This is a genomic window from Paraburkholderia sp. BR10936 (assembly GCF_040965735.1).
Classification (GTDB): domain Bacteria; phylum Pseudomonadota; class Gammaproteobacteria; order Burkholderiales; family Burkholderiaceae; genus Paraburkholderia; species Paraburkholderia nodosa_A.
On record NZ_JBFRCM010000011.1, the window covers coordinates 116,653 to 139,690 of the forward strand.

Here is a 23,038-nt window from a genome sequence, read left to right on the forward strand (position 1 = left end):
GCCAGAACGATTCCGAACGATCGAGTGGAGGAGTCGTATGGCGCGCGGTTGACGGGTGAGGTCAAGCGGACATGATGACGACCTGGGAGGGCTTGCGCAAAGAATTTGCCGACGTGTACGGCGACGAGCTGCCGCGTATCGTGCACGCGTTCAAGGCTGCGCTGGCCGTGATCATCAGCATGCTGATATGCATGCGGCTCGAACTACGCGCACCCGGCACGGCCATGGTCTCGGCGGTGATCGTGATGTTCCATCAGCAAAGCGGAATGGTGATCGCGCGCGCGTTTTATCGGACCCTGGGCATTATCTGTGGATGCTTTGCAGGACTGATGCTGATCATCCTGTTCGCGCAGCAGCCCGGTCTTTTCCTGGGCGGTCTAGCAATCTGGGTCGGGCTCTTCGTCGCGGGGGCTTCGTACTATAAGAACTATCAGTCGTACGGCTTCGTGTTGTCCGGCTACGCGGCGTGTATTACCACGGTGCCCGAGTGGTCGACGCCCTATGACGTGACGTACAACATCATCTATACGATAAGCGAAGTCCTCATTGGTGTGGCGAGCGGCAGTCTCGTGAGTGCGCTGGTTTTTCCGCAGAGGGTCGTGCCCGCGCTCATCAAATGGCGTGCAAACGCGATGACGCTATTGTTGAACTCGCTGCGCGGCGCGGTGCGCGGCGAGCCTGGATATGAACCGGTTGAAACCTACCTCAAGCTGGTTCGCGAGAGCGCAACGATGGAGGGGTTGCGCACGGCTGCCGTGTTTGAAGAGCCGGAAATGCGTTTGCGCGACGAGGGGCTCCTGGAGTTGGACAAGACATTCCTCGGTGTCGTCACGCGCATCTTTTCCGTCTTCCGTGCGCAGCGCAACTCGGCGAATACAGGCAAGGCGCTTCGCCCGATCATTGACGCGATATTCGGCAAGGTGGCGAATGTCATTGCGAACGAGAATGCCGACTGCCTGGAAACGGCGAGCGGACTCCAGCGCATGATCGAGAGATTGAGCGCACTGGAAGCGTCGTTGCTGCTTTATCTCGACCGCAGGACGAGCGGCAACGAACAGCAGGACGAGTCCGGGTACGAGGCCATCGCCATGGTCGCGGCCGAGGCCTGGTCGGCGGTCGTGGCGCTCCGCCTGTTCTGCAATACCTGCAAGGTACTGCTCGACCCGCCGAGAGTACGGCTCATGCAGCCCGTCGCCGAAGCGGTCGCGTTCATTCGCAGTGTTCCGCTGCATACGAGTGGCTTCACGGCGGCGATAGCGGGCTTGCGCGCGGCGCTGGCGGTGGCAGCCGTCGGATACGCGTGGGTGCTCTCGGGATGGGACAACGGCTATAGCGCTGTCGTGGCGGCAGGCATTACCAGTGGATTCTTTTCATTGAGCCCGACACCAGCCGTCGCGAGCTGGCAAGTCTTTGTCGGATGCCTGATCGCGTGGATCGTTGGCTTTGGCGTGAACTTCTTCGTGATGCCCGCATTGGGCGACGACGTCACGCTGTTCGCGCTGTGTCTGGGCATCGTGCTGTTCCTCGGGAGCTACGTCAATACGTTTCCGCGTGTCGCGCTTTTCGGCGCTGGGTTCAACATTTACTTCTGTTATGTGCTCACGCCAACGAACGTCGCGGTCTACAACCCGCCGTATATTCTCGACCGCGGATTCGGCCTGCTCATCGGCATTGGTGTCTCCGCCGTCGCCTTTTCCCTCGTGGTTTCGCGGGAAGGCGCCTGGATGGCGAGCCGCTCCGCGACGCGGATTCGCTCGATCGTGGAGCGCGCGGCGCGCGATCCTGTCGATACGAACGACGCCATACAGGTCGGAATCGCAATGCGCGACCTGATCGTGCATATCTCGACGTTGCCGCACGTCACGCCGGATCAACTGCAGCGCGCCACGAGTTGGGCCTTCGACCAGCTATGGATCGTCAACACGTTGATGAAGGTGCGCAATCTCGAGTTCACACAGCCGGATCTGCTTCCACCGGCGTGGGGCGAAGCGCAGGCTGAATGGCTCAGCGCGATGGAACGACTGGCGCAGCGCGCCGATTCCGCATCGGTCGAAACGGCGCTCGCGGCAATCAGGCGGGCATTGACGGCGCTGGCCGGCCCCCCTGGCGATCCGGCATCGGACGAATGCCGCGCGATACTGAAGATGCGCGCGCGGCTCTATTCGACCTGGGCGGCGCTGACCGACCAGTTGCCGCGCCTGACGGCAGTCACGGCGGCCGAGTCATGAGCGCCTGCGCGGGTTCCGGTGCTGGAGCGTTCGCGCTGCGGGTCGTGTCGTCGATGGCGCTCGCGGTGCTCGCGGGCTGCATCGACGGCGCGGGAATCAAGCCTGAGGCTTCTTATATCGATCCCGGCGGTGTGGACGCGGGCAGCGCAATGCGCACCGCAGTCATCGATGCGAAGTGGCCCACGAGCGACTGGTGGCTCGCCTGGCGAGACCCGCAGCTCGACATGTTGATGCAGCAGGCCGATAAGGGCAGCCCAACGCTCGCGATCGTGAGATCGCGCGTCACCGCCGCGATCTGGGAGGCGCGCGCAGCGCATGCGGACGAACTGCCCGACATCGAGGGCGATGGCCACTTCGCCCGCACGCGCTTCCCGCGCTACGCAACCCCTTCGCCGCCCGGCGGCACCACGGTCTGGAACAATGCCGCCGCGGTCACGCTTTCGTGGGACCTCGACTTCTGGGGCAAGAATCGCGCAATCGAGCAGGGCGCACTCAATCACGTGCAGGCTTCGGTGGCGGACGCACAGTTCGCCAAAGTCGAACTCGAAACGGCCGTTGCGCGCACCTATACGCGTTTCGCGCTTCAGGAAGCGCTGCTCGCGGTTTACCGGTCGATCAACGAGGAACAGGTGCGCAACCTGGATATCGCGGTCAAGCGCCGCGCGGCGGGCATCAGTGGCGAGATCGATGCGAGTCAGGCGAAAGCACAATATGAAGCAGGCCGAACCGATATCGCACGCACGCTGAACGAGATCGCGCTTGCGCGCTTACAGATTGCATATCTAGTCGGCGAGGGGCCCGGTTTCGGTGATCATCTCAAGGCGCCGACGCTGCCGGGCAACGTTGCCACGGCGCTGCCTTCGGCATTGCCCGCGGAACTCGTCGGCCATCGCGCCGACGTCGTCGCGCAACGATGGCGGGCCGCGGAAGCGGCAAAGAAGATCGACGCCGCGCACGCGGACTTTTACCCCAACATCGATCTCGTCGCCAGCGCCTCGCTCGCGTCATTGGCGCCGTTCGGCGGATTCTTCAACTTCATCAATAGCGACGCAGTCGGGCATAGCATCGGCATTGCCGGGTCATTGCCGATCTTCGATGCGGGCCGCCGGCGCGCCAACTTCGGCGTGGCTAATGCCGAATACGACGACGCGGTGCTCAAGTACAACGACACGGTGTTGTCCGCCATGCAGAGCGTCGCTCAGGACGTGACGTCGCTGCAGTCGCTCGGCGTTCAGCAGCAATCAGCCGAAGCGGCGTGGCAATCGTCGCGGCGCGCCTACGATCTCGCGGTCAGCGGCTATCGAGGCGGGATCACCGAGTACCTCGATGTGCTGGTGGCGCAAAAGATCATGCTCGAACAAGAGCGCGATCTCACCCTGATCCATGCGCAACGCGTCGACGCATGGGTGCTGCTGATGAAAGACCTGGGCGGAGGCGCGCAGATCCACGTAATGCCGGTTGGCGCAAAGGAAGGGGAAAGCGATGCCCGTGGAAATTGACCTGTACGGCTTTTTTGCGCCCACGCTGCTACTCGTGTTTCTAGGGAGCGTCGTCGTATTCGTCGCGCTGGACATGTTGTTGGCGAAGGTCGGTGCCTATCAGTTCGCGTGGCATCCGGGCCTGTTCCGGGTTGCGGTCTTCGTGGCTCTGTTTTGCGGCGCGGCTCTGATCGTCCAGAGGGCGTGAATACCGATGCCCGCGGGCCGCCGCATGAAAACGAGGCGATAGATGAACAAGCCGTATTTCATACGCTTTGCGACAACGCTGATCGCGGTCGTGATTGCGCTCGTGCTCATGCATGCGATCTGGGATCGTTATATGTATTCGCCTTGGACGCGCGACGGACGCGTGCGGGCAAACGTCATCAATCTTTCGACCGACGTTTCGGGAATCGTGAAGGAAGTTCGGGTCAAGGACAACGAATGGGTTCACAAGGGCGAAGTGCTGTACGTGCTCGATCCGAACCGCTTCGTCTATGCGTTGCAGCAGGCCGATGCGGATGTCGCGCGCGCGCAGGCGCAGTTGCTTCAGTCCGAGTCGCTTTCGAATGCGAGCCAGTACGAACTGAAGATGCGCAAGGATCAGGCAGCGAGGCGCGAGAAGCTCTCGGCCGATGTCGTGTCTGAGGAACTGCGATCGGACTACGCCTGGCAGTCGCAGCAATCCCAATCCACGCTCGATGCGGCGCGGGCCGCTCACGCGGCCGCCGAGGCGAGCCTCAAAGCCGCGCTCGTACACCGCGAGACTGCACGGCTCGACCTCGAAAGAAGCAGTGTGCGCGCGCCGACGGATGGCTACATCACGAACCTGAACCTCTTTCCAGGGGACTTCGCGACGGCAGGCGTCGCGCGTATGGCCATGATCGATTCGCACTCGTTCTGGGTGTACGGCTACTTCGAGGAAACCAAGATACAGGGCGTTCAGATCGGCGAGCACGCCATTGTCCGGCTGCTGGGCGCGAAGGTGGACATCGACGGGCATGTCGATAGCATCGCGAGCGGCATCGTGGATCGCGACAATCCCACGGGGCAGAGTGAACTGCTGGCGAACGTCGACCCGGTGTTTACCTGGATACGCCTTGCCCAGAGAGTGCCCGTGCGGATACACCTGGATAACGTTCCGCGCAACGTCCATCTCGCGATGGGCATGACGTGCACGATTACGCTCAGCGCGGCAAAGCAGTCTGGATGACGCGAGCGTGGCGACGCTTGGCGCGTCGTCCTCGTGGGGAGCGGAAAAATCGCGTGTTTTCAAAAAAGACGCTCATACAGTCGATGGCTATTCTGGATTCGGCCGCCTTGAGAAAAGGAGAGCACGTCATGTTGCAGGAGAGCTACCCGTACTACCTTGCGAACGAGGCAGTCGCCGCCAATACCGACCTGGAGGTGACGGACAAGTTCAGCGGCGAAGTCGCCACGCGCGTCGCGCTGGCCGACGCGAAAACGATCGACAAGGCCATAGGCTTCGCCGAAGCGGCCATGCCCGAGATGCGCAAGTTTGCCCCGTATAAACGTCAAGCCGTGCTCGAGCACTGCGTGGCGCGTTTTCGCGAGCGTGCCGAAGAAATGGCGGTGGCGCTGTGTATCGAGGCGGGCAAGCCGATCAAGGATTCGCGTGGTGAGGTGAGCCGCCTGATCGACACGTTCAAGGTCGCGGCAGAGGAGTCGGTGCGAATCGGTGGCGAAATCATCAATCTCGAGATTTCGCAGCGTGCCAGGGGATACCAGGGTTACGTGAAGCGGGTTCCCATCGGTCCGTGCTCGTTCGTCTCCCCGTTCAACTTCCCCCTGAACCTCGCCGCCCACAAGGTGGCGCCGGCGCTGGCCTGCGGCGTTCCGTTCGTGTTGAAGCCCGCGAGCCGCACGCCCATCGGCGCCCTCATTATCGGTGAGGTCATGGCGGAAACCGATCTGCCCAGGGGCGCGTTTTCGATTCTTCCTGCCCATCGAGACGGCGCCGATCTCTTCACGACCGACGAGCGTTTCAAGTTGCTTTCGTTCACGGGTTCGCCCGGAGTGGGGTGGGAACTGAAGGCGAAAGCGGGCAAGAAGAAGGTCGTGCTGGAACTCGGCGGCAATGCGGCAGTGATCGTCGATAGCGATCAGCGCGAAAAGCTCGACTATGTCGTCGAGCGGCTCGCGTTTGGCGCGTTTTATCAGTCGGGTCAGAGCTGCATTCATGTGCAGCGGATTCTCGTGCACGCTTCGATTTATGACGAATTGCGCGAGAAGTTGATTGCAAAAACGAAATCGCTCAAGGCGGGAGACCCGAAGGACGAGGCCACCTTTGTCGGCCCGATGATATCGGTGTCCGAGTCGCGTCGGCTCGCGGGCTGGATGGAAAGCGCGGTGGCGGCTGGCGCGTCGATCATCGCGGGCGGGAAGGTGGAAGGCGCGATGTTCGAGGCGACACTCGTCGAGAATGTCGGGCGCGAAACCGATCTCTATCGGAAGGAGGCGTTCGGGCCCGTCGCCATTCTCGAGAAATTCGACGATTTCGAAAAAGCGCTCGTCACGGTCAACGATAGCGATTTCGGCCTGCAGGCAGGCGTGTTTACCGATTCGCTTTCGCACGCGCACCGCGCGTGGGATGAACTGGACGTGGGCGGTGTGGTCATCAACGACATTTCGTCCTTCCGCGTCGACAACATGCCGTATGGCGGCGTGAAAGATTCAGGCATCGGGCGTGAAGGCGTGCGATACGCGATCGAGGACATGACGGAGCTGCGTTTGATGGTCATGAAGCAGAGTTGAGTACCGCGCATGGATTTCGCCGGAGACGCACTGATCAGGAGTTTCGATGGTAACGCTTGAAGTCAACGGTCAGCAGCGTACGGTGGACGCGCCGCCCGACATGCCTGTGCTGTGGGTGTTGCGTGACCTCGTCGGGCTCACGGGCACCAAGTTTGGCTGCGGAATCGCGCAGTGCGGCGCCTGCACCATCCATGTCGACGGCGTCGCGGTCCGCTCGTGCGTCTATCCGGTCGGGGCCGTGGGCGAGCGCAAGATCACGACCATCGAGGCAGTCGGCGATACGGCCGCGGGAAAACGCATTCAGGCCGCGTGGCGCAAGCTCGACGTGGTCCAGTGCGGCTATTGCCAGTCGGGACAAGTGATGCAGGCGGCGTCGCTGCTTGCGCAGAACGGCAACCCGAGCGACGCCGATATCGATGCTGCGATGGCGGGCAATATCTGCCGTTGCGGCACCTATAACCGCATTCGCGCGGCCATCAAACAGGCGGTCAAGGAGGCGTGACGTGTCGCAGGGACTCGTTGATGCGCAAAATGGCGAACCGCGGGACGAAGCGCTAGCAGGCCTCACACGCAGGGCTTTTCTGAAGTTCAGCGCGAGCGTGGCGGTACTGGGCAGCGGCGGGTTGATACTCGGGTTCAGCTTGCCCGCGCGCAGCGAGGGCGACGTAGGCAAGACGGTGATTGGCGGCGACGGCGTCGAGACTGCGCAGAGCGCGGTGTTTGCGCCGAATGCGTTCGTGCAGATCGACACGTCGGGCAAGGTGACGCTCATTATCCCGAAGGTCGAAATGGGACAGGGCGTGTACACCTCGATCCCGATGCTGATCGCAGAAGAGCTGGAAGTCCCGCTCGACAGCATCACGCTCGACCACGCGCCGCCCAATGAGAAGCTGTTCTTCGATCCGTTGCTGGGCGGTCAGTTGACGGGCGGATCGACGTCGATCCGCTACGCGTGGGAGCCAATGCGGCGCGCCGGCGCCACGGCGCGGACGCTGCTCGTCAACGCCGCCGCGCAGCGGTGGCAGGTCGACCCCGCGACGTGCCACGCGCAGAACGGCCAGGTGATTCACGCCGCCACGAATCGCACGCTCGCCTACGGCCAACTCACGGAAGCCGCCGGCAAGCTGCCGGTTCCGGGCGAGGTCACGCTAAAGGACCCGAAAGACTTCAAGCTCATCGGCACGATGGCGCGACGGCTCGACTCGCCCGAAAAGGTGGACGGCAGTGCGATGTTCGGGCTGGATGTGCGGCTGCCCGGCATGGTGTACGCGGTGATCGTCAACTGCCCCGTGTTCGGCGGAAAACTCGCCGCAGTGGACGATAGCGCGGCGAGGAAGATCCCGGGCGTGCGCCAGATCGTCAAGATCGACAATGCCGTGGCCGTGGTCGGCGACCATACCTGGGCGGCGAAGCGCGGCGCGGCGGCGTTGAAGATCAGCTGGGACGCAGGGGCGGGCGCGTCGGTGTCCATCAAGACGATCGTCGACGACCTCGAGCGGGCTTCACAGCGCGAAGGTGCCGTCGCGCGAAAGGAAGGGGACGTGGACCGCGCATTCGCAGGTGCAAAGACGCGTGTGGATGCGGTCTATCGGCAGCCGTTCCTTGCGCACGCAACGATGGAACCGATGAATTGCACGGTGCATGTGCAGCAGGATAGCTGCGATATCTGGGTCGGCACGCAGGTCCCCACACGCGCGCGTGACGCAGGCGCAAAAATTACCGGTCTCCCGGCGGATAAGGTCGTGGTGCACAACTTCCTGCTCGGCGGCGGATTCGGGCGGCGGCTCGAGGTGGATGGCGTCACACAGGCGGTGAAAGTCGCGAAGCAGGTGGACGCGCCCGTCAAGGTGACTTGGACGCGCGAGGAGGACATCCAGCACGACATGTACCGGCCTTACTACTACGACCGCATTTCGGCGGGTCTCGACGAGCACGGCAAACCGGTTGCATGGCAGCATCGCATTGCCGGATCGTCGATCCTTTCGCGGTTCGCGCCTTCGACGATCAAGAACGGCGTCGATCCCGATGCGGTGGAAGTTGCGGCGGCGCTTCCCTACGATTTGCCTAATCAGCTTGTCGACTACGTGCGGCAAGAGCCGGATGCGGTCCCTACTGCATTCTGGCGAGGTGTCGGTCCAACTCGTGGTACGTTCGTCGTCGAAAGCTTTGTCGATGAGCTTGCGGTGCAGACCAAAACCGATCCCGTGCAGTATCGCCGCGAACTGCTCGGCAAGTCGCCGCGCGCGCTTAACGTTCTCAACATCGCGGCACAGCTTTCGGGTTGGGGAAGCGCATTGCCGAAGGGGCAGGGGCGAGGTGTTTCCGTCATGCACGCCTTTGGCAGCTATCTTTCGATGGTCGCCGAAGTCACGGTCGAGCAGGGTGAAGTGCGCGTGAATCGTGTCGTGTGCGCCGTGGATTGCGGGATGTTCGTCAATCCGAACACGGTGGAGGCGCAGATTCAGGGCGGCGTAATCTTCGCCATCACGGGCGCGCTTTACAGCGAGGTGACGGTCGAACGCGGACGCGTGCTGCAAAGCAACTTTACGGACTACCGCATACTGCGCATTCACGAGGCGCCCGAAATTCTCGTGCATATCGTCAAGAGCGGCGAAGCGCCTGGCGGAATCGGAGAGCCCGGCACGTCGGCGGCAATGCCCGCAATCGCAAATGCAATTTATGCGGCAACTGGCCAGCGTTTGCGTGATCTGCCGGTGGGCAAGCAGTTGCGGTCCGTATAGACGGAGGCCAACGATGAGAACGGCATTGAAGGCACTCGTCCGCAGTTGCGAACTTGCCTTGTTGATGGTTTCGAACCTGGCTTTCGCGGATGACGCGGCGCTGATCCAGCGTGGCGAATATCTCGCGAAGGTGGGCGATTGCGTTGCCTGCCACTTGACGCAAAACGGCAAACCGTTCGTGGGGGCACTGAAAATGATGACGCCGATGGGCGCCATCTATTCGACGAACATCACGCCCGATCCCGATACCGGCATTGGCCGCTACACGGAGGCGGACTTCGCACGCGCCTTGCGTGAAGGCATGGCCAGAGACGGCCACAATCTGTATCCGGCCATGCCTTACCCATCGTATGCGAAGGTCAGCGACAGCGACGTGCACGCGCTTTATACCTACTTCATGAAAGGCGTTGAACCGGTCAAGCACGCGAATCGCGAGTCCGATATCAAATGGCCGTTGAACATGAGATGGCCACTCATGTTCTGGAATATGGTGTTTCTGCACAAGGGCGCGTATGAAGACAAGGCGGCCAAGGATGTCGCCTGGAATCGCGGAGCTTATCTGGTTCAAGGGCTCGGTCACTGCGGATCGTGCCATACGCCACGCGGCATCGGCTTCCAGGAGAAGGCGCTCGACGAGAGCGACGGCGTCTATTTGACGGGCGCGCCCGTGGATAACTGGTTCGCTTCGAATCTCACGGGAGACCACAATGCGGGGTTGGGTCGCTGGTCGCAGGCGGATATCGCGCAGTTCCTGAAAACAGGGGCGAATCTGCACGCGGCTGCATTCGGTTCGATGACGAGTGTGATCAACCATAGCAGTCAGGCGATGTCCGATGCCGACCTCGCGGCGATTTCGCGCTATCTGAAATCGCTGCCCGCAGCAGGCGGATCGGGCGGTCCTGACTATGCGTACGACGCCAAAGCGACGAAGGTGTCGCTCGGGCGCCCGGCAAACGACGCCGGTGCGCGCCTCTATACGGCTTTCTGCATGCATTGTCACGGCCCGGACGGAAGAGGGTTCCCACCGCTGCTGGCGCCGCTTGCCGGCAACCCGAACGTACTGGCAGAACAGCCGCTCTCTTTGATCAACGTGACCTTGAATGGCACGGAAGACATCATCATCGGCGGTGTACCGGCGCCATACCCGATGCCCAAATTCGCGGACGTGCTCGACGACGAGCAGATCGCCAATGTTCTGACGTTTATACGCAGCGGCTGGAATAACGGGGCGCCGCCAGTTTCCGCGCGTGAAGTGGAAAAGCTCCGTCAGCAAACAGTGAAAGGTTCGGCGCAATAGCAGGCAATAGGTAACACGGCAACACGGCCACCATTCCTCCAGGCGGCCGCGCTATTTCCGGAATCCCGAACCGGAACGCGCGTAAAGCACGGCATCAGGTTGTCGTGTATAACGTCGATACCTCTAGACCTGCCCTTCTTGTGACACGCGCCCGCAGGCGTCTGTCTCCTCGATGTCCTCACGCTTGGCGCCCCAATTGTTCGCGGTCAATGCTGGTTGCAGCTAGCCGTTTGGTAGTCGCCAAACATGCTATTGGCATAGACTGAAGCAGGGCATCGAGTTATTACGGCAAGGCGCGGTTATTTGAATTGCCGATGCATCTCGCCAGCTTCCTGGGAGTATCAGTCGATGCGATTGGCCCCTTGGCCCGACGCTAAGTCTGTCGAATCGCTTCAAGCCGCGTGGAATGATGGCGCCTTTGTCGTCTGCCGCGGCAAACGGCGAATGGATGATGACACGCGCGAATCCGTGCTGATCGTGTGCCCGGCGCGCAATCTGCCGAATCGTGAGGCGGTGGGCCGCCTCGCGCACGAATACGCGCTCGCCGACAAGCTCGACTGCTCCGCCGCGGCGCGTCCGCTGCAACTGCTGGACGAGCAGGGGCAGACAATGCTGGTGCTCGAAGACGCCGGCGACGAGCCTCTCGAAACGCTTTCCGTTCCCGTGACGCCAGTCGAATTTCTGCGCCTTGCCGTGACCATCGCGAACGCATTGGGCAAAGTGCATGCAAGGGGGATCGTCCACCGCGACATCAATCCGCGACATATTTTGTTGAACAAAGGGAACGGCGCGGTGCGTTTCACGGGCTTTGGCATCGCTTCGGTGATTCAGCGCGAACGCCAGTTGCCGGTGCCTCCGGAATTCATCGCGGGAACGCTCGCTTTCATGGCGCCCGAGCAGACCGGGCGGATGAACCGATCGATCGATTCGCGCAGCGATCTCTATGCGCTGGGCGTGGTCTTCTACTGGTTGCTGACAGGGCAGTTGCCGTTTAGCGCAACCGATCCGATGGAACTCGTGCATTGCCATATCGCACGACAACCTCCTTCGCCGGCCGATCTCGTGGCGTCGCTCGCGCAGCCGATTTCGGCAATCGTCATGAAGCTGCTGGGCAAGACGGCCGAAGATCGATATCAAACGGCGGCCGGCATTGTCCACGATCTGCGGCGCTGCCTCGCTCACTGGGAGACACACGGGCATATTGCGAGCTTCGCGCTTGCGCAATTCGACATGCCCGATCAATTGCTGATACCGGAAACGCTCTATGGCCGCACTGCGGAAGTTGCCGCGCTTCTTGCCGCCTTCGAGCGTGTGTCGAAGGAAGGACGCAGCGAACTCGTGCTCGTTGCCGGTTACTCGGGCGTCGGAAAATCAGCGGTCGTCAACGAATTGCACAAGGCCCTCGTGCCCAGCAGAGGGCTTTTTCTCGCCGGGAAGTTCGACCAGTTTGCGCGTGATATTCCCTACGCGTCGCTCGCCATGGCGTTTCGCTCCGGCGTTCGATTGCTGTTGGGCGAGAGTGAAGACGAGCTCGCGGTGTGGCGCGACGAATTTCGGCGCGCATTGGGCCCCAACGGTCAACTCATCGTCGATCTGGTGCCCGAACTGGCCATGATCATCGGCGAGCAGTTGCCCGTGCCGCTTCTGGCTGCGCAGGACGCGCGAAGGCGCTTCCATCTCGTCTTTCGCCGTTTCATTTCCGTATTCGCTCGCCCCGAGCACCCACTCACGATTTTTATCGACGATCTGCAATGGCTCGACATTGCGACGCTCGATTTCCTCGAAGACCTGGTCGTTCAGGGCGACACAGAGCATCTGCTGGTCGTGGGCGCATACCGGAACAACGAGGTGGGTGCGGAGCATCCGCTCGCACAGAAAATGGACGCCATCCGCGCGTCCCGCGCGCCTGTGCAAGACATCGTGCTCGCGCCCCTCGCGAATCTGCATCTCGAACAACTCGTGTGTGATGCGTTGCATTGCCCCACCACACGCGCCGTACCGCTGGCCCGTTTGCTGCACAAGAAGACCGGCGGCAATCCTTTTTTCACGCTGCAGTTCCTCTCGGCGCTTGCCGACGAGGGCTTGCTGACGTTCGATCACGTTGCCAGCCGATGGTCATGGGATCTCCAGCAAATTCACGCCAAGGGCTACACGGAGAACGTCGTCGCGCTGATGCTGGACAAGCTGGGGCGGCTGCCCGAGCGCACGCAGATCGTCCTGAAGCAGTTTGCCTGTATCGGCAATGCGGCCAACGTCGCGCTGCTCGAGACGATCTGCGAGTTGCCGGATGAGGCAATACGCGAAGCGCTTGCGCCTGCGGTGCAGGCCGGACTGGTACTTTGCGCCGGCGGGGCTTATCGCTTTCTTCACGACCGGGTGCAGGAAGCCGCATACACGCTCGTTGACGAATCGGCGCGAACGTCGATGCATTTGCGCATAGGCAGGCGGCTGCTCGACAATACGCCGCCAGCGAATCGTGAAGACGCAGTGTTTGACATAGTCAGCCAGTTCAATCGCGCCACGCGGCAACTCGAGGAGCGCGCGGAACGCGAACAGGTGGCGCAACTCAATCTCATGGCGGCGCAACGCGCAAAAGCCGCGACCGCATTTGATTCCGCGCTCGCCTATCTTTGTGCCGGCCGTTCGCTGTTGACGGACACCGACTGGCTCGCCAACTACGATCTGCTTTTCTCGATTGAATATCTGTTCGCCGAGTGCGAACTGCTGAGCACGAAAACGTATTCGGCGCAAACGCGGCTCTTGGAACTGGTGCGACGCGCGAGAACACGGCATCACGCTGCGATGGTGACGCGATTGCGCATCACGCTCCATACGACACTCGACCAGAGCGAGCGCAGCGTTGAGATCTGCCTGCAATACCTGCGGGAGGGCGGAACGGACTGGTCGCCCCATCCCGACGAATGGGCGGTGCGGCACGAATTCGAACGTATCGCCGCGTTGCTTGGCGAGCGGGAGATCGAAGACCTGATCGATTTGCCCTTGCTCGCCGATTCCGAAGTGCAGGATACGCTCGACGTGTTGACGGAAATCGTGACACCGGCATTCTTCACCGATCAGCATCTCTGCGCGTTGGTACTGTGCCGGATGGTCAACCTGAGCCTCGAATACGGCAATAGCGACGCATCCTGCTATGCCTATGTGTGGCTCGCAACGTATGCCGGTCCGGTTTTCGATCAATACGAGGCCGGCTATCGCTTTGGGCGGCTCGGCCTCGATCTGGTCGAGAAAAAGCGCCTCACGAAGTACAGAGCCCGAACCTATACCTCTTTCGGCAATATCGTGGTGCCATGGGCGCGTCATGTCCTCGAAGGCCACGAGCCGATACGGCGGGCGCTCGAGATGGCGAACGAAAGCGGAGACCTGACCTATACGCTGTATATCCTTTGCGATCTGACGCAGAATCTCGTCTCGGTCGGCGACAATCTCGAAGATGTGCAGGCCGAAGTAGACAGGGCAGTGGCGATATCCGAACGCGCCCGGTTTCAGCTCGTCACCGACATGCTCGTCACGTATCGGGGTCTCGTGAGGACCCTGCGCGGGGAGACGGAACGTCTTGGCTCGTTCGATGACGCGCAATTCGACGAGGCGGCATTCGAATGCCACCTGCACAGTTCCCCGAGCCTGGCGCTCCCCGCGTTCGACTACTGGACGCGCAAATTGCAGGCGAGATATATCGCCGACGAATTTGCTGAGGCGCTCGATGCGAAACGACACGCCGAAAAGGTGTTGTGGGTCGCGACCTCGCAGTTCGAAACGGCGGAGTTTCACTTCTACGGCGCGCTCAGTCATGCGGCCTGCTGGAACGAAGCGGACATGCCGGACCGGCAGGCACATGTCGATGCGATCCGTGTTCATTTGGCACATCTGGAGAAATGGGCCTCGCATTGCCCGCAAAATTTCGTGAGCCGCGCGGCGCTCGCGGGTGCAGAAATGGCGCGTATTCGTGGAGACATAGCGCAGGCGGAACAGCGATACGATCTCGCGATCCGCTCTGCGCGCGAGAACGGCTTCATCCATAACGAGGCGGTCGCGTGTCAGGCAGCCGCGCGTTTCTACGCCGCGCGCGGACTGGCCGAAATTGGCGACATGTACATGGGGAACGCACGGCAGGCGTTCGCGCGATGGGGCGCGAAAGGCAAGGTTCGGCAACTCGACGCTTTGCATCCGCGCATCGAGCAACCCAGCCAGCCTTACTCGGTGGTCAGCAGCATGGAAGCGTCTGTCGAGCATCTCGATCTCGCCACGGTCATCAGGGTCTCGAAAGCGATTTCGAGCGAGATCGTGCTCGACGACCTGATTCAAACGGTGATGCGCACGGCCGTCGAACATGCGGGCGCGGACCGCGGTCTGTTGATCGTCGTAAGCGACGCCGCCTTTCACATCGAGGCCGAAGCAACCACAGGCGGCGGGGTGATCGCGGTCAGTCTGGAGAAGTCGGCCGTGGAGAGCGGGCGCTTGCCTGTATCGATATTTCAGTATGTGATCAGGACGCGCGAGAACGTCATCATTCACGACGCGAGCGCCCGGCACGACTTTTCATCGGATCGGTACTTTCTGGAGCGCCATACGCACTCGGTGGCCTGCATGCCTTTGCTGCACCAGGGCAAACCGGTTGCCTTGCTCTACCTCGAAAACAATCTCGCCTCCAGCGTGTTCACCGCGAGCCGGGTGGCTGTGCTGAAACTGCTGGCCTCCCAAGCTGCGATTTCGTTCGAGAATTCCCGCCTGTATCGCGATCTCGCGGAGCGCGAGGCGAAAATTCGCCGTCTCGTCGATGCGAATATCGTGGGCGTCTTTATCTGGGATTTCGTGGGCCCGATTTACGAAGCCAACGAGGCGTTTCTGCGCATGATCGGTTACAGCAAGGACGACCTTGCAGCGGGGCTCGTCGACTGCACGCGGATTACGCCCGACGAGTGGCATGAGCAGGATCTGGCGGCCATTGCCGAATTGAGAAAGAAGGGTGTGCTGCCGCCGATCGAGAAGGAGTATATCCGCGCCGACGGCAGCCGCGTCGCGGTGCTGCTGGGTGCCGCGATGTTCAGCAGTTCACCGGAGCAGGTGGTGGCGTTCGTCGTCGATCTCACGGAGCGCAAACGTGCCGAGGCGGACGCGAGGAGCCATGAGCAACGCTCGCACGAAATCGAAATGGAGCTGACCCACGCGAACCGCGTTGCCTCGCTGGGGCATCTCACCGCTTCGATCAGTCATGAGATCACGCAGCCTATCGCGTCGGCGGTGTTCAATGCGCAAGCCGCCACGCACTGGCTGGACGCAAGCCCGCCCAATCTGGGCGAGGTGCGTGCGGCTATCGCGCGCGTCGTGAAGAACGGTACGCGCGCCAATGACGTGATTCGACGAATCAGGGCGCTTGTCAAAAAGCAGTTGGCGAAGCAGGAGCTATTTCTGGTCAACGACGCGATTCGCGAGGTCATCGTGCTAACGCGCGGCGAAGCGTCGAAACACCATGTTACGTTGCACGAACAGCTGGAGGCGGATGTGCCGACGGTGGAGGGTGACCGCGTCCAGTTTCAACAGGTCGTCATGAACCTGATCATCAACGCGGTCGAGGCGATGAGCGATTGCGCCGACGGCGTGCGGCAACTGACGATCGCCACGCGCGCCGGCGACGCCAACACCGTACGGATAACGGTCAGCGATACAGGACCGGGCATCGGCGAAACTGACGCCGAACGGCTGTTCGAACCGTTCTTCACCACGAAGGCTTCCGGCATGGGGATGGGCCTGTCGATCTGCCGATCCATCGTCGAGGCGCACGGGGGCACGTTGCAGGTTCATGCGAACGTGCCGACGGGCGCCGTATTCGAGTTCGAGTTGCCGGGCGCCGATTACGGAGCACCGTGAGGGCTCGGGTATGCCTGTGAACTAGTTGCGGCTGGAGGTCTTGCCGGCAACCAGGCCGTTATCGACTGGCATGTCCGAAACGGTATCGCCCCACGGCGCCATCGCTTCAAAGACACCGTCGCGCCGGATCAGCGCGTGCAAAAGCGCGGCAGCGATATGAGCGACGATGAGAAAGAAAAATAGCAGCGCGAGAATTTTGTGCGAGTTCCAGAACAGCGTGTGCAAAGCGTCGCTGTGCGGCGCGATGGCAGGCAAGCGCACGCCGGCAACCACCACCGGATAGTCGCCGGCCGAGAGCATGCTCCAGCCAAGCAGCGGCAACGCGATCATCAAGACATAGAAGGCAAGATGCGAAAGATGCGCGGCAAGCTTCATGACAGGCGGCATCGCGGCGGGCAACGGCGGCGCGCCTTTTACAAGTCTTACCGCGAGACGAATCAAGGCGAGCACGAGAATCAGAATGCCGAGCGGCTTGTGTATGGAAAGCAGCGTGAGATGATCGGGGCGCATGATGGACACCATACCCACGCCGATGAACAACATCGCGAGAATCGCAAGCGCCATGAGCCAGTGAAGAAGACGCTGTAGCGCCGAGAAGCGTTGGCCGGTCGGGTTCATTGTGCTACTCCTGCCGCAGCGGTACGGGGATAATCGCCGGCTTCCGCGGTTCTTCTGTTGAACGACACGGAATAGGCGGCTGAACGCGCCGCAGGGAACGGATCGTCTGAAACATGCATGCCAGGCGGAAGCACCGTAGGGTCGAAGTTGAGGTCGCGGCACGGGCCATCGGCTTCCGGCTCGATCGCTTGCACGACCAGGGTGCCCGCTGAAATCTTGCGGCGATCGTCGGGCCATGCCTTGCTCGGATCGGCGCTCGGGTCGCCGGGATTGGCGACGGTGACGATCATCGTCCATCGTTGCGGCGCATCGGCTACGCGCTGGACGATATCCGCATCGAGAAAATTGGGCCCGCGCTGTTTCAACTGTTCGGCAGAGAGCAGTTCAGGCTTCGCAGAAGGCACGAAGGACCAGCGCACCGTGCTGTCCTGCCCGGCCGTGTTGGTAAAGACAAAGCTGTCGAGGCTGTTGAACTGCTCCTCGGCAAACGAGGACGTCATCGGCGTCTTCGTGAGCCACGCGCCGAAAGCGGGGAACTCCGGGTGAGCTGCAATGAACTGCTTCATCGCGTCGGGGTCGTCCTTCTTTCCCAACGCCTGCAGCAACGCATAGAACGCCTCGGGCGTCGACACCGCAAAGAATGGCGCATCGATCATGGCAGAGCGCCACTCGCTGCCGTCAGGGGTGACGACGCGCAGGCCGAGTCCGCGCACCCGAACCGCCGCATCGGCCGCCTTGGGATCGGGGGAGCCGAGATTGAAACGCCCGGTCACGGGATAGGTGCCGGCAACGAACATTGGCGCCTTCGAAACGGACGCCGCCGCGCCGCTGGATTCGAATACACCCGTGAAGCAAATTCCCTTGGCGTGATTTCGCCGGAATCCGGGCGCAGCTCCACCGGGCGGCGCGAGCGCGTCGATGAGTTTGGCGGGCGTCAGCCGGCTGGGAGAAAGCCAGCCTGCCGTGAAGCAAAACGCGATGACGATCACCACAACGGCAAGCACGATGATGACGACCGAACGTGTCTGTGAGCGCGCGGTATTCGGCTTGGTATCCATCTGGCCCTCCCGATCGACAAACCGCTGGATGGTGATTGCTGCTCGCAGATTATGCGCTTTCTCGAAACGTCGCCGCTCCCAGTGTGCCCGCGCAAAAGCGTGCGGAAAGGAAAATCGGCAAATTTCCGTTCATCCCCGAAATCCATCGTATGTTTTTGAAAGAACCTCGATGGTATGCGGCGTAGCATCAACGCGGATTCATTTCGATTTCGTTTCGCCAAACAACGGAGGTGCCGTGATGAAGATTCAACAGGTAGTGACCGGATGTTTCGCACTGCTGTTTTCGTCGATGGTTTTTGCGCAGAACGCGGTCGAGTCGTCGGGTATGGTGGGAGCCGAGGCGAATGGCGATGCTGTGCAGAAGGCATCAAGCAAGTCATCCGCGCGCGAGGCGAATCGTCAGTTCGCACGCACCGTTCAGCGCGCGATCTATAAGGACCGCGCCCTTGGCGAAGCAGACATCATCGTTTTTGCCAATGCGGGAACGGGCAAGGTGGTTCTCGTCGGGCTGATCAACGATCCGACCCAGGAGCGCACCGCGATCGATGTAGCGCGTCAGGTTGCGGGGGTCACGGGAGTCACGAGCAAGCTCAGTTTGCACGAGGAAGGTAATTGACGAGCGTATGCGCTGTTGCGCTCGATCGGCATCGAATCGGGTTCGAATCGCCCTCGGCTCCGTCAAGCGGCCTCGGGCTTTTCGAACCAGTTTATTTTGCTGGGCCTATTTGTTCATGCTGTCCAACTTCTTCAGCAAGGCATGTGCGCCTGGTCCCGAGGATGCCGGATTCTGCCCCGTGATGAGCAATCCGGCTTCGAGAACGTACGGTTGCCAGTCTGCGACGCTCGAATAGTTGCCGCCTTTTGCCTTGAGTTCGTCTTCCACGAGAAATGGCACGACGTGTGTCAAGCCAACCGCGGCTTCCTCGGAATTGGAAAAACCTGTCACCGGCTTGCCTTTGACCATCGGTTCACCGTCCGCCCCCTTGACGTGACGCAGGACGCCGGGCGCATGGCAGACGAGCGCGACGGGTTTGCCTGCGCCTATCGTTCGCTCGATGAGCGAGATCGAATCCGCGTCTTCGGCGAGATCCCACATCGGACCGTGGCCACCCGGGTAGAAAACGGCGTCGAACGCGTCGTCGTGGGCAATATCTTTCAGTATCGCGGTGCTTGCGAGCGCCGCTTTCGCACTGGCGTCGGCCTCGAAGCGGCGAGTCATGTCGGTCTGGTTGGCGGGTTCGTTGCTCTTGGGATCGAGCGGCGCCGCGCCGCCCTTGGGCGACGCCAGCGTCAGCTCCACGTTCGCGTCCTTGAACACGTAGTACGGTGCGGCCAACTCCTCCAGCCAGAAGCCCGTCTTGCGGCCCGTATTGCCCAGTTGATCGTGCGACGTCAGGACTACCAGAATCTTCATGACTTTCTCCTTGCCCGGTGACGGGCGCTAGGGGACATCGAGGAGGTTTCATTGTGACTTGGGTTTGCCTGTCGTTGCTTCCGTAAATCGAGGCGTTATTTCGCTTTTGCACTGAAGACGTCAAACCGTGGCGAGTGCGCTGGCGATCGGATCCCTGCCGCCCGCGAAGCCGATGACCTTGCGCGACAGGGCCGCCTTGAGCGCTTCGACGACGACCTCGGCAACGTCTTCGCGCGCCACCGGTGGGTGCGGCGATCCCACGTTCGAGACGATCTGGATCGTGCCGACGCCGGGCTCCACGCTCAACTGGCCGGGCCGCAATACGACGTACTCCAGAGCGCTGGCAATCACGTAGTCGTCGGACGCCTGCTTCATTTCGGCGTAGTGGCGCAGCGCATCCGGCGCACGCCCGGGATCGAACGCCAGCAACGCGCTGATGACGATAAAGCGATCCACGCCTCGCTGCTTTGCGTAGTCCGCCGCGTGAATGACGGCGTCGCGGTCGATCTGACGCTCCTGATCCGCGCCTTCGGTTTCGGCGGAGCCGGCGGCATAAACAACGGCGTCTGTCCCCTCGAAAGCGTGCGAGAAGTCGCTGGCAAGGTCCGCGATCGCTGTTTCGGCGCCGAGGCGGTGGAATTCATCGGCTTTTGCAGCGTTGCGTATCAGCGCCCGAAAAGGGATGGCTGCAGCGTGCAGCTTTTGCGCGACCGGCCGGCCGGTGCGACCGCTCGCGCCGATTAGCAAGACCTTCATGACGCTCTCTCCTGGGGTTCATGGTCAGTTTCCGCAGTCTAGTCCGATCCGCACTACGCTGCTTAGCAGGCGTAGCGATGTTATCGATCCGCATGGCTTGCCGATTCAAACTGTGCGCAGGGGGTATTGCGCCAACTGCTTTAGATTCCAGGGGACAGCCCACACTTTCCGCAGTTTCAGGCTGGAGAGCCGACATGACGTTGCGATGTTCCATCGTGACCGTGAGCGTGACGCTGGCATGCGCCGCAGGACCGGTTCGAGCCTATTCCGTGACTAGCTATGAGGCGCTCGGTGCGAGCCGGGTCGAGGCGTGTTCCACGGCCCAAAAAAAAGCAGAAGCTGACACGGATGAGCGAGCCCACGGGCGACTGGAGAGCGTCGGCGGCTGTCAATGCAGCCATGAGAGCGACCCGAAGGAATCGGGACAATGGCGATGTTTCGTCGAAGCGATCCGCAGCAAATAGGTCATGTCGCCGGAAAATCGGCACATCAACCGAGACCCGCAAGGAGGTAGCGCATGTCAACCGATGCAACGTGTCCGTTCACCCATGCGGCGGGAGACGGGACCAACAACCTCGAATGGTGGCCGCATCGGCTTCGACTGGATCTGTTGAGCCAGCACTCGAGCAGATCGAACCCATTGGGATCCGAATTCAATTACGCCGTGGCCTTCGGGAAGCTCGACTTGGCTGCGCTGAAGAAAGACCTCGCTGCGCTCATGACCGACTCGCAGGAGTGGTGGCCCGCCGATTTCGGCCACTATGGACCGTTCTTCATTCGCATGGCCTGGCACGGCGCCGGCACGTACCGCACGGGTGACGGGCGCGGGGGCGCGGGGCGCGGCCAGCAGCGATTTGCGCCGCTCAATAGCTGGCCGGACAACGCGAACCTCGACAAGGCGCGACGTCTGCTTTGGCCGATCAAGCAGAAATACGGCCAGAATATTTCCTGGGCCGATTTGCTGATCCTGACCGGCAATGTCGCGCTCGAAACCATGGGCTTCAAGACGTTCGGCTATGGCGCCGGCCGCGAGGATACGTGGGAGCCCGACGACGAAATCTATTGGGGAAGCGAGAAGACCTGGCTCGGTGGGGACCTGCGTTACGGTAAGGGCGCCGCCCCTCGGGACGACAGCAAAGACGGCACACTCGTGGCCGATGTGGCGATTCACGGCGAGGAAGCAACCCGCACCGCAAGCGGCCGGCATCTGGAAGCGCCGCTTGCAGCCGTGCAGATGGGGCTGATCTACGTGAACCCCGAGGGCCCGGAGGGCAACCCCGACCCGGTGGCCGCTGCGCACGACGTACGCGAAACATTCGCACGCATGGCGATGAACGACGAGGAAACGGTCGCGCTGATCGCAGGCGGCCACTCGTTCGGCAAGACCCACGGAGCCGCGCCGGCCAGCCATGTCGGTCCCGAACCGGAGGCGGCGAGTCTCGAGCAACTGGGCCTGGGCTGGAAGAACAACTTCGGAACCGGCAACGCTGCCGACACGATCACGAGCGGTCTGGAAGTCACGTGGACGAACACCCCAACGCAATGGGGCATGGGCTTCTTCATGAACCTGTTCGGCTTCGAATGGGAACTGACGAAGAGCCCGGCTGGCGCGCATCAATGGGTCGCGAAGAACGCGAGCGCAACGATTCCCCACGCGCATGACCCGTCGAAGAAGCTGTTGCCGACCTTGCTCACTACGGACCTTTCGCTGCGTTTCGATCCCGCCTACGAGAAAATTTCGCGCCGCTTCATGGAGAATCCCGATCAATTCGCCGATGCGTTCGCGCGGGCCTGGTTCAAGCTCACGCATCGCGATATGGGGCCGCGCGCACGCTATCTCGGACCGGAAGTGCCGACCGAAGAACTGATCTGGCAGGACCCGATTCCGGCTGTCGATCACGAACTCGTCGACGAAAGCGACGTCGCCGCGCTCAAGCAAAAGATAGCGGACTCGGGGCTTACCGTTTCGCAACTGGTTTCGACGGCCTGGGCGTCGGCGTCGGTGTTTCGTGGCTCGGACAAGCGCGGCGGTGCCAACGGCGCGCGTATCCGCCTCGCGCCGCAAAAGGACTGGGCCGCGAATCAACCCGCACAGTTGGCGCAAGTGCTGGAATCGCTAGAAGCTATCCAGCGCACGTTCAACGACGCGCAGTCCAGCGGCAAGAAAATATCGCTGGCAGACCTGATCGTGCTGGCGGGCGGCGCGGGCATCGAAAGGGCGGCGCAAGACGCAGGCCACAACGTCGCCGTGCCGTTCGCGCCGGGCCGCATGGACGCCTCGCAGGAACAGACCGATGCGCACGCGTTCGACGCGCTGGAGCCGTTTGCCGACGGTTTCCGCAACTTCCTGAAGGGGACGTGCAGCGTACCTGCCGAGCACCTGCTGATCGACAAGGCGCAATTGCTCACGTTGAGCGCGCCGGAGATGACCGTGCTGATAGGTGGCCTGCGCGTGCTGAACTTGCATTCGGAAGGGGAGGCTCACGGCGTGTTCACCGAAAGACCGCAGACGCTGACCAACGACTTCTTCCGCAATTTGCTCGACATGAATACGCAATGGACGCCACGTTCGCCCGCGCAGGATGTCTTCGAAGGGCGTGATCGCAAAACGAGCGCGCTGAAATGGACCGGCACACGCGTCGATCTCGTCTTCGGTTCGAACGCGCAATTGCGTGCGCTATGCGAAGTCTACGCAAGCGACGACGCGCAAGAAAAGTTCGTGAGCGATTTTGTGTCCGCGTGGGCGAAGGTCATGAACCTCGACAGGTTCGATCTGGCATGATTTGC

Annotated in this window: 15 protein-coding genes; 11 read left to right on the forward strand and 4 right to left on the reverse strand. The window is 61.7% G+C overall.

Annotated features, from left to right (window positions below; genetic code table 11):
* Positions 1 to 71: 71 nt before the first annotated feature.
* From AB4Y36_RS22835 to AB4Y36_RS22875, 9 genes are all read left to right on the forward strand, one after another.
* A complete protein-coding gene (locus AB4Y36_RS22835) occupies positions 72 to 2,228 on the forward strand; it encodes an FUSC family protein (protein WP_368684150.1) in 2,157 nt (718 codons plus the stop codon).
* Positions 2,225 to 3,727 carry an efflux transporter outer membrane subunit gene (locus AB4Y36_RS22840; protein WP_368684151.1) on the forward strand — a complete coding sequence of 501 codons (1,503 nt, stop codon included), beginning with the start codon at positions 2,225 to 2,227 and terminating at the stop codon, positions 3,725 to 3,727. Before AB4Y36_RS22835 ends, AB4Y36_RS22840 begins: the two co-directional genes overlap by 4 nt.
* Entirely contained in the window at positions 3,711 to 3,914 is a 204-nt protein-coding gene (locus AB4Y36_RS22845) for a DUF1656 domain-containing protein (RefSeq protein WP_368617899.1), read from the forward strand. The genes AB4Y36_RS22840 and AB4Y36_RS22845 overlap by 17 nt, the downstream gene beginning before the upstream one ends.
* Positions 3,915 to 3,956: 42 nt before the next feature.
* Positions 3,957 to 4,919, forward strand: coding sequence for a biotin/lipoyl-binding protein (locus AB4Y36_RS22850; RefSeq protein WP_368684152.1), 963 nt, complete (start codon positions 3,957 to 3,959; stop codon positions 4,917 to 4,919).
* A gap of 128 nt (positions 4,920 to 5,047) precedes the next feature.
* Positions 5,048 to 6,481: an aldehyde dehydrogenase family protein gene (locus AB4Y36_RS22855; protein ID WP_368684153.1), complete on the forward strand. Its 1,434-nt coding sequence runs from the start codon at positions 5,048 to 5,050 to the stop codon at positions 6,479 to 6,481.
* A 46-nt stretch (positions 6,482 to 6,527) separates the two neighbouring features.
* Complete coding sequence (locus AB4Y36_RS22860; protein WP_368617902.1) at positions 6,528 to 6,983, forward strand: (2Fe-2S)-binding protein; 456 nt, start codon at positions 6,528 to 6,530, stop codon at positions 6,981 to 6,983.
* Between the two features lies 1 nt (position 6,984).
* On the forward strand, positions 6,985 to 9,222 hold the full coding sequence (locus tag AB4Y36_RS22865) for a molybdopterin cofactor-binding domain-containing protein (protein WP_368684154.1): 2,238 nt from the start codon (positions 6,985 to 6,987) through the stop codon (positions 9,220 to 9,222).
* 13 nt (positions 9,223 to 9,235) lie between these two features.
* Positions 9,236 to 10,519, forward strand: a complete 1,284-nt coding sequence (locus AB4Y36_RS22870; protein WP_368684155.1) for a cytochrome c — start codon at positions 9,236 to 9,238, stop codon at positions 10,517 to 10,519.
* Positions 10,520 to 10,867: 348 nt separating this feature from the next.
* Positions 10,868 to 16,405 (forward strand): AAA family ATPase, encoded by a 5,538-nt coding sequence (locus AB4Y36_RS22875; protein ID WP_368684156.1) that lies wholly within the window; start codon positions 10,868 to 10,870, stop codon positions 16,403 to 16,405.
* Positions 16,406 to 16,426: 21 nt separating this feature from the next.
* Here the strand turns inward: AB4Y36_RS22875 and AB4Y36_RS22880 are convergent, their stop codons facing one another.
* Together AB4Y36_RS22880 and AB4Y36_RS22885 are read right to left on the reverse strand one after the other, a co-directional pair.
* Positions 16,427 to 17,023 carry a cytochrome b gene (locus AB4Y36_RS22880; RefSeq protein WP_368684157.1) on the reverse strand — a complete coding sequence of 199 codons (597 nt, stop codon included), beginning with the start codon at positions 17,021 to 17,023 and terminating at the stop codon, positions 16,427 to 16,429.
* The gene (locus tag AB4Y36_RS22885; RefSeq protein ID WP_368684158.1) at positions 17,020 to 18,027 is read right to left on the reverse strand and encodes a catalase family peroxidase; all 1,008 of its coding nucleotides are present in this window, start codon (positions 18,025 to 18,027) and stop codon (positions 17,020 to 17,022) included. The genes AB4Y36_RS22880 and AB4Y36_RS22885 overlap by 4 nt, the downstream gene beginning before the upstream one ends.
* Here AB4Y36_RS22885 and AB4Y36_RS22890 point away from each other — a divergent pair.
* Positions 17,942 to 18,697, forward strand: coding sequence for a BON domain-containing protein (locus AB4Y36_RS22890; protein ID WP_368684159.1), 756 nt, complete (start codon positions 17,942 to 17,944; stop codon positions 18,695 to 18,697). The two genes, AB4Y36_RS22885 and AB4Y36_RS22890, sit on opposite strands and share 86 nt — an antisense overlap.
* Positions 18,698 to 18,802: 105 nt before the next feature.
* Here AB4Y36_RS22890 and AB4Y36_RS22895 read toward each other — a convergent pair whose 3' ends face one another.
* Together AB4Y36_RS22895 and AB4Y36_RS22900 are read right to left on the reverse strand one after the other, a co-directional pair.
* Entirely contained in the window at positions 18,803 to 19,495 is a 693-nt protein-coding gene (locus AB4Y36_RS22895; protein WP_368617908.1) for a type 1 glutamine amidotransferase domain-containing protein, read from the reverse strand.
* A 120-nt stretch (positions 19,496 to 19,615) separates the two neighbouring features.
* Positions 19,616 to 20,251, reverse strand: a complete 636-nt coding sequence (locus AB4Y36_RS22900) for an SDR family oxidoreductase (RefSeq protein WP_368684160.1) — start codon at positions 20,249 to 20,251, stop codon at positions 19,616 to 19,618.
* A gap of 517 nt (positions 20,252 to 20,768) precedes the next feature.
* Between AB4Y36_RS22900 and katG the strand changes: the two genes are divergently transcribed.
* Complete coding sequence (gene katG / locus AB4Y36_RS22905) at positions 20,769 to 23,033, forward strand: catalase/peroxidase HPI (RefSeq protein WP_368684161.1); 2,265 nt, start codon at positions 20,769 to 20,771, stop codon at positions 23,031 to 23,033.
* The last annotated feature ends 5 nt before the right edge of the window (positions 23,034 to 23,038 follow it).

Excerpts from the sequence above, each read along its gene's own strand:
- AB4Y36_RS22835 (WP_368684150.1), top strand. The coding sequence starts at position 72 with ATGATGACGACCTGGGAGGGCTTGCGCAAAGAATTTGCCGACGTGTAC.
- AB4Y36_RS22840 (WP_368684151.1), top strand. The coding sequence starts at position 2,225 with ATGAGCGCCTGCGCGGGTTCCGGTGCTGGAGCGTTCGCGCTGCGGGTC.
- AB4Y36_RS22845 (WP_368617899.1), top strand. The coding sequence starts at position 3,711 with ATGCCCGTGGAAATTGACCTGTACGGCTTTTTTGCGCCCACGCTGCTA.
- AB4Y36_RS22850 (WP_368684152.1), top strand. The coding sequence starts at position 3,957 with ATGAACAAGCCGTATTTCATACGCTTTGCGACAACGCTGATCGCGGTC.
- AB4Y36_RS22855 (WP_368684153.1), top strand. The coding sequence starts at position 5,048 with ATGTTGCAGGAGAGCTACCCGTACTACCTTGCGAACGAGGCAGTCGCC.
- AB4Y36_RS22860 (WP_368617902.1), top strand. The coding sequence starts at position 6,528 with ATGGTAACGCTTGAAGTCAACGGTCAGCAGCGTACGGTGGACGCGCCG.
- AB4Y36_RS22870 (WP_368684155.1), top strand. The coding sequence starts at position 9,236 with ATGAGAACGGCATTGAAGGCACTCGTCCGCAGTTGCGAACTTGCCTTG.
- AB4Y36_RS22875 (WP_368684156.1), top strand. The coding sequence starts at position 10,868 with ATGCGATTGGCCCCTTGGCCCGACGCTAAGTCTGTCGAATCGCTTCAA.
- AB4Y36_RS22880 (WP_368684157.1), bottom strand. The coding sequence starts at position 17,023 with ATGAACCCGACCGGCCAACGCTTCTCGGCGCTACAGCGTCTTCTTCAC.
- AB4Y36_RS22890 (WP_368684159.1), top strand. The coding sequence starts at position 17,942 with ATGAGTTTGGCGGGCGTCAGCCGGCTGGGAGAAAGCCAGCCTGCCGTG.
- AB4Y36_RS22895 (WP_368617908.1), bottom strand. The coding sequence starts at position 19,495 with ATGAAGATTCTGGTAGTCCTGACGTCGCACGATCAACTGGGCAATACG.
- AB4Y36_RS22900 (WP_368684160.1), bottom strand. The coding sequence starts at position 20,251 with ATGAAGGTCTTGCTAATCGGCGCGAGCGGTCGCACCGGCCGGCCGGTC.
- katG (WP_368684161.1), top strand. The coding sequence starts at position 20,769 with ATGTCAACCGATGCAACGTGTCCGTTCACCCATGCGGCGGGAGACGGG.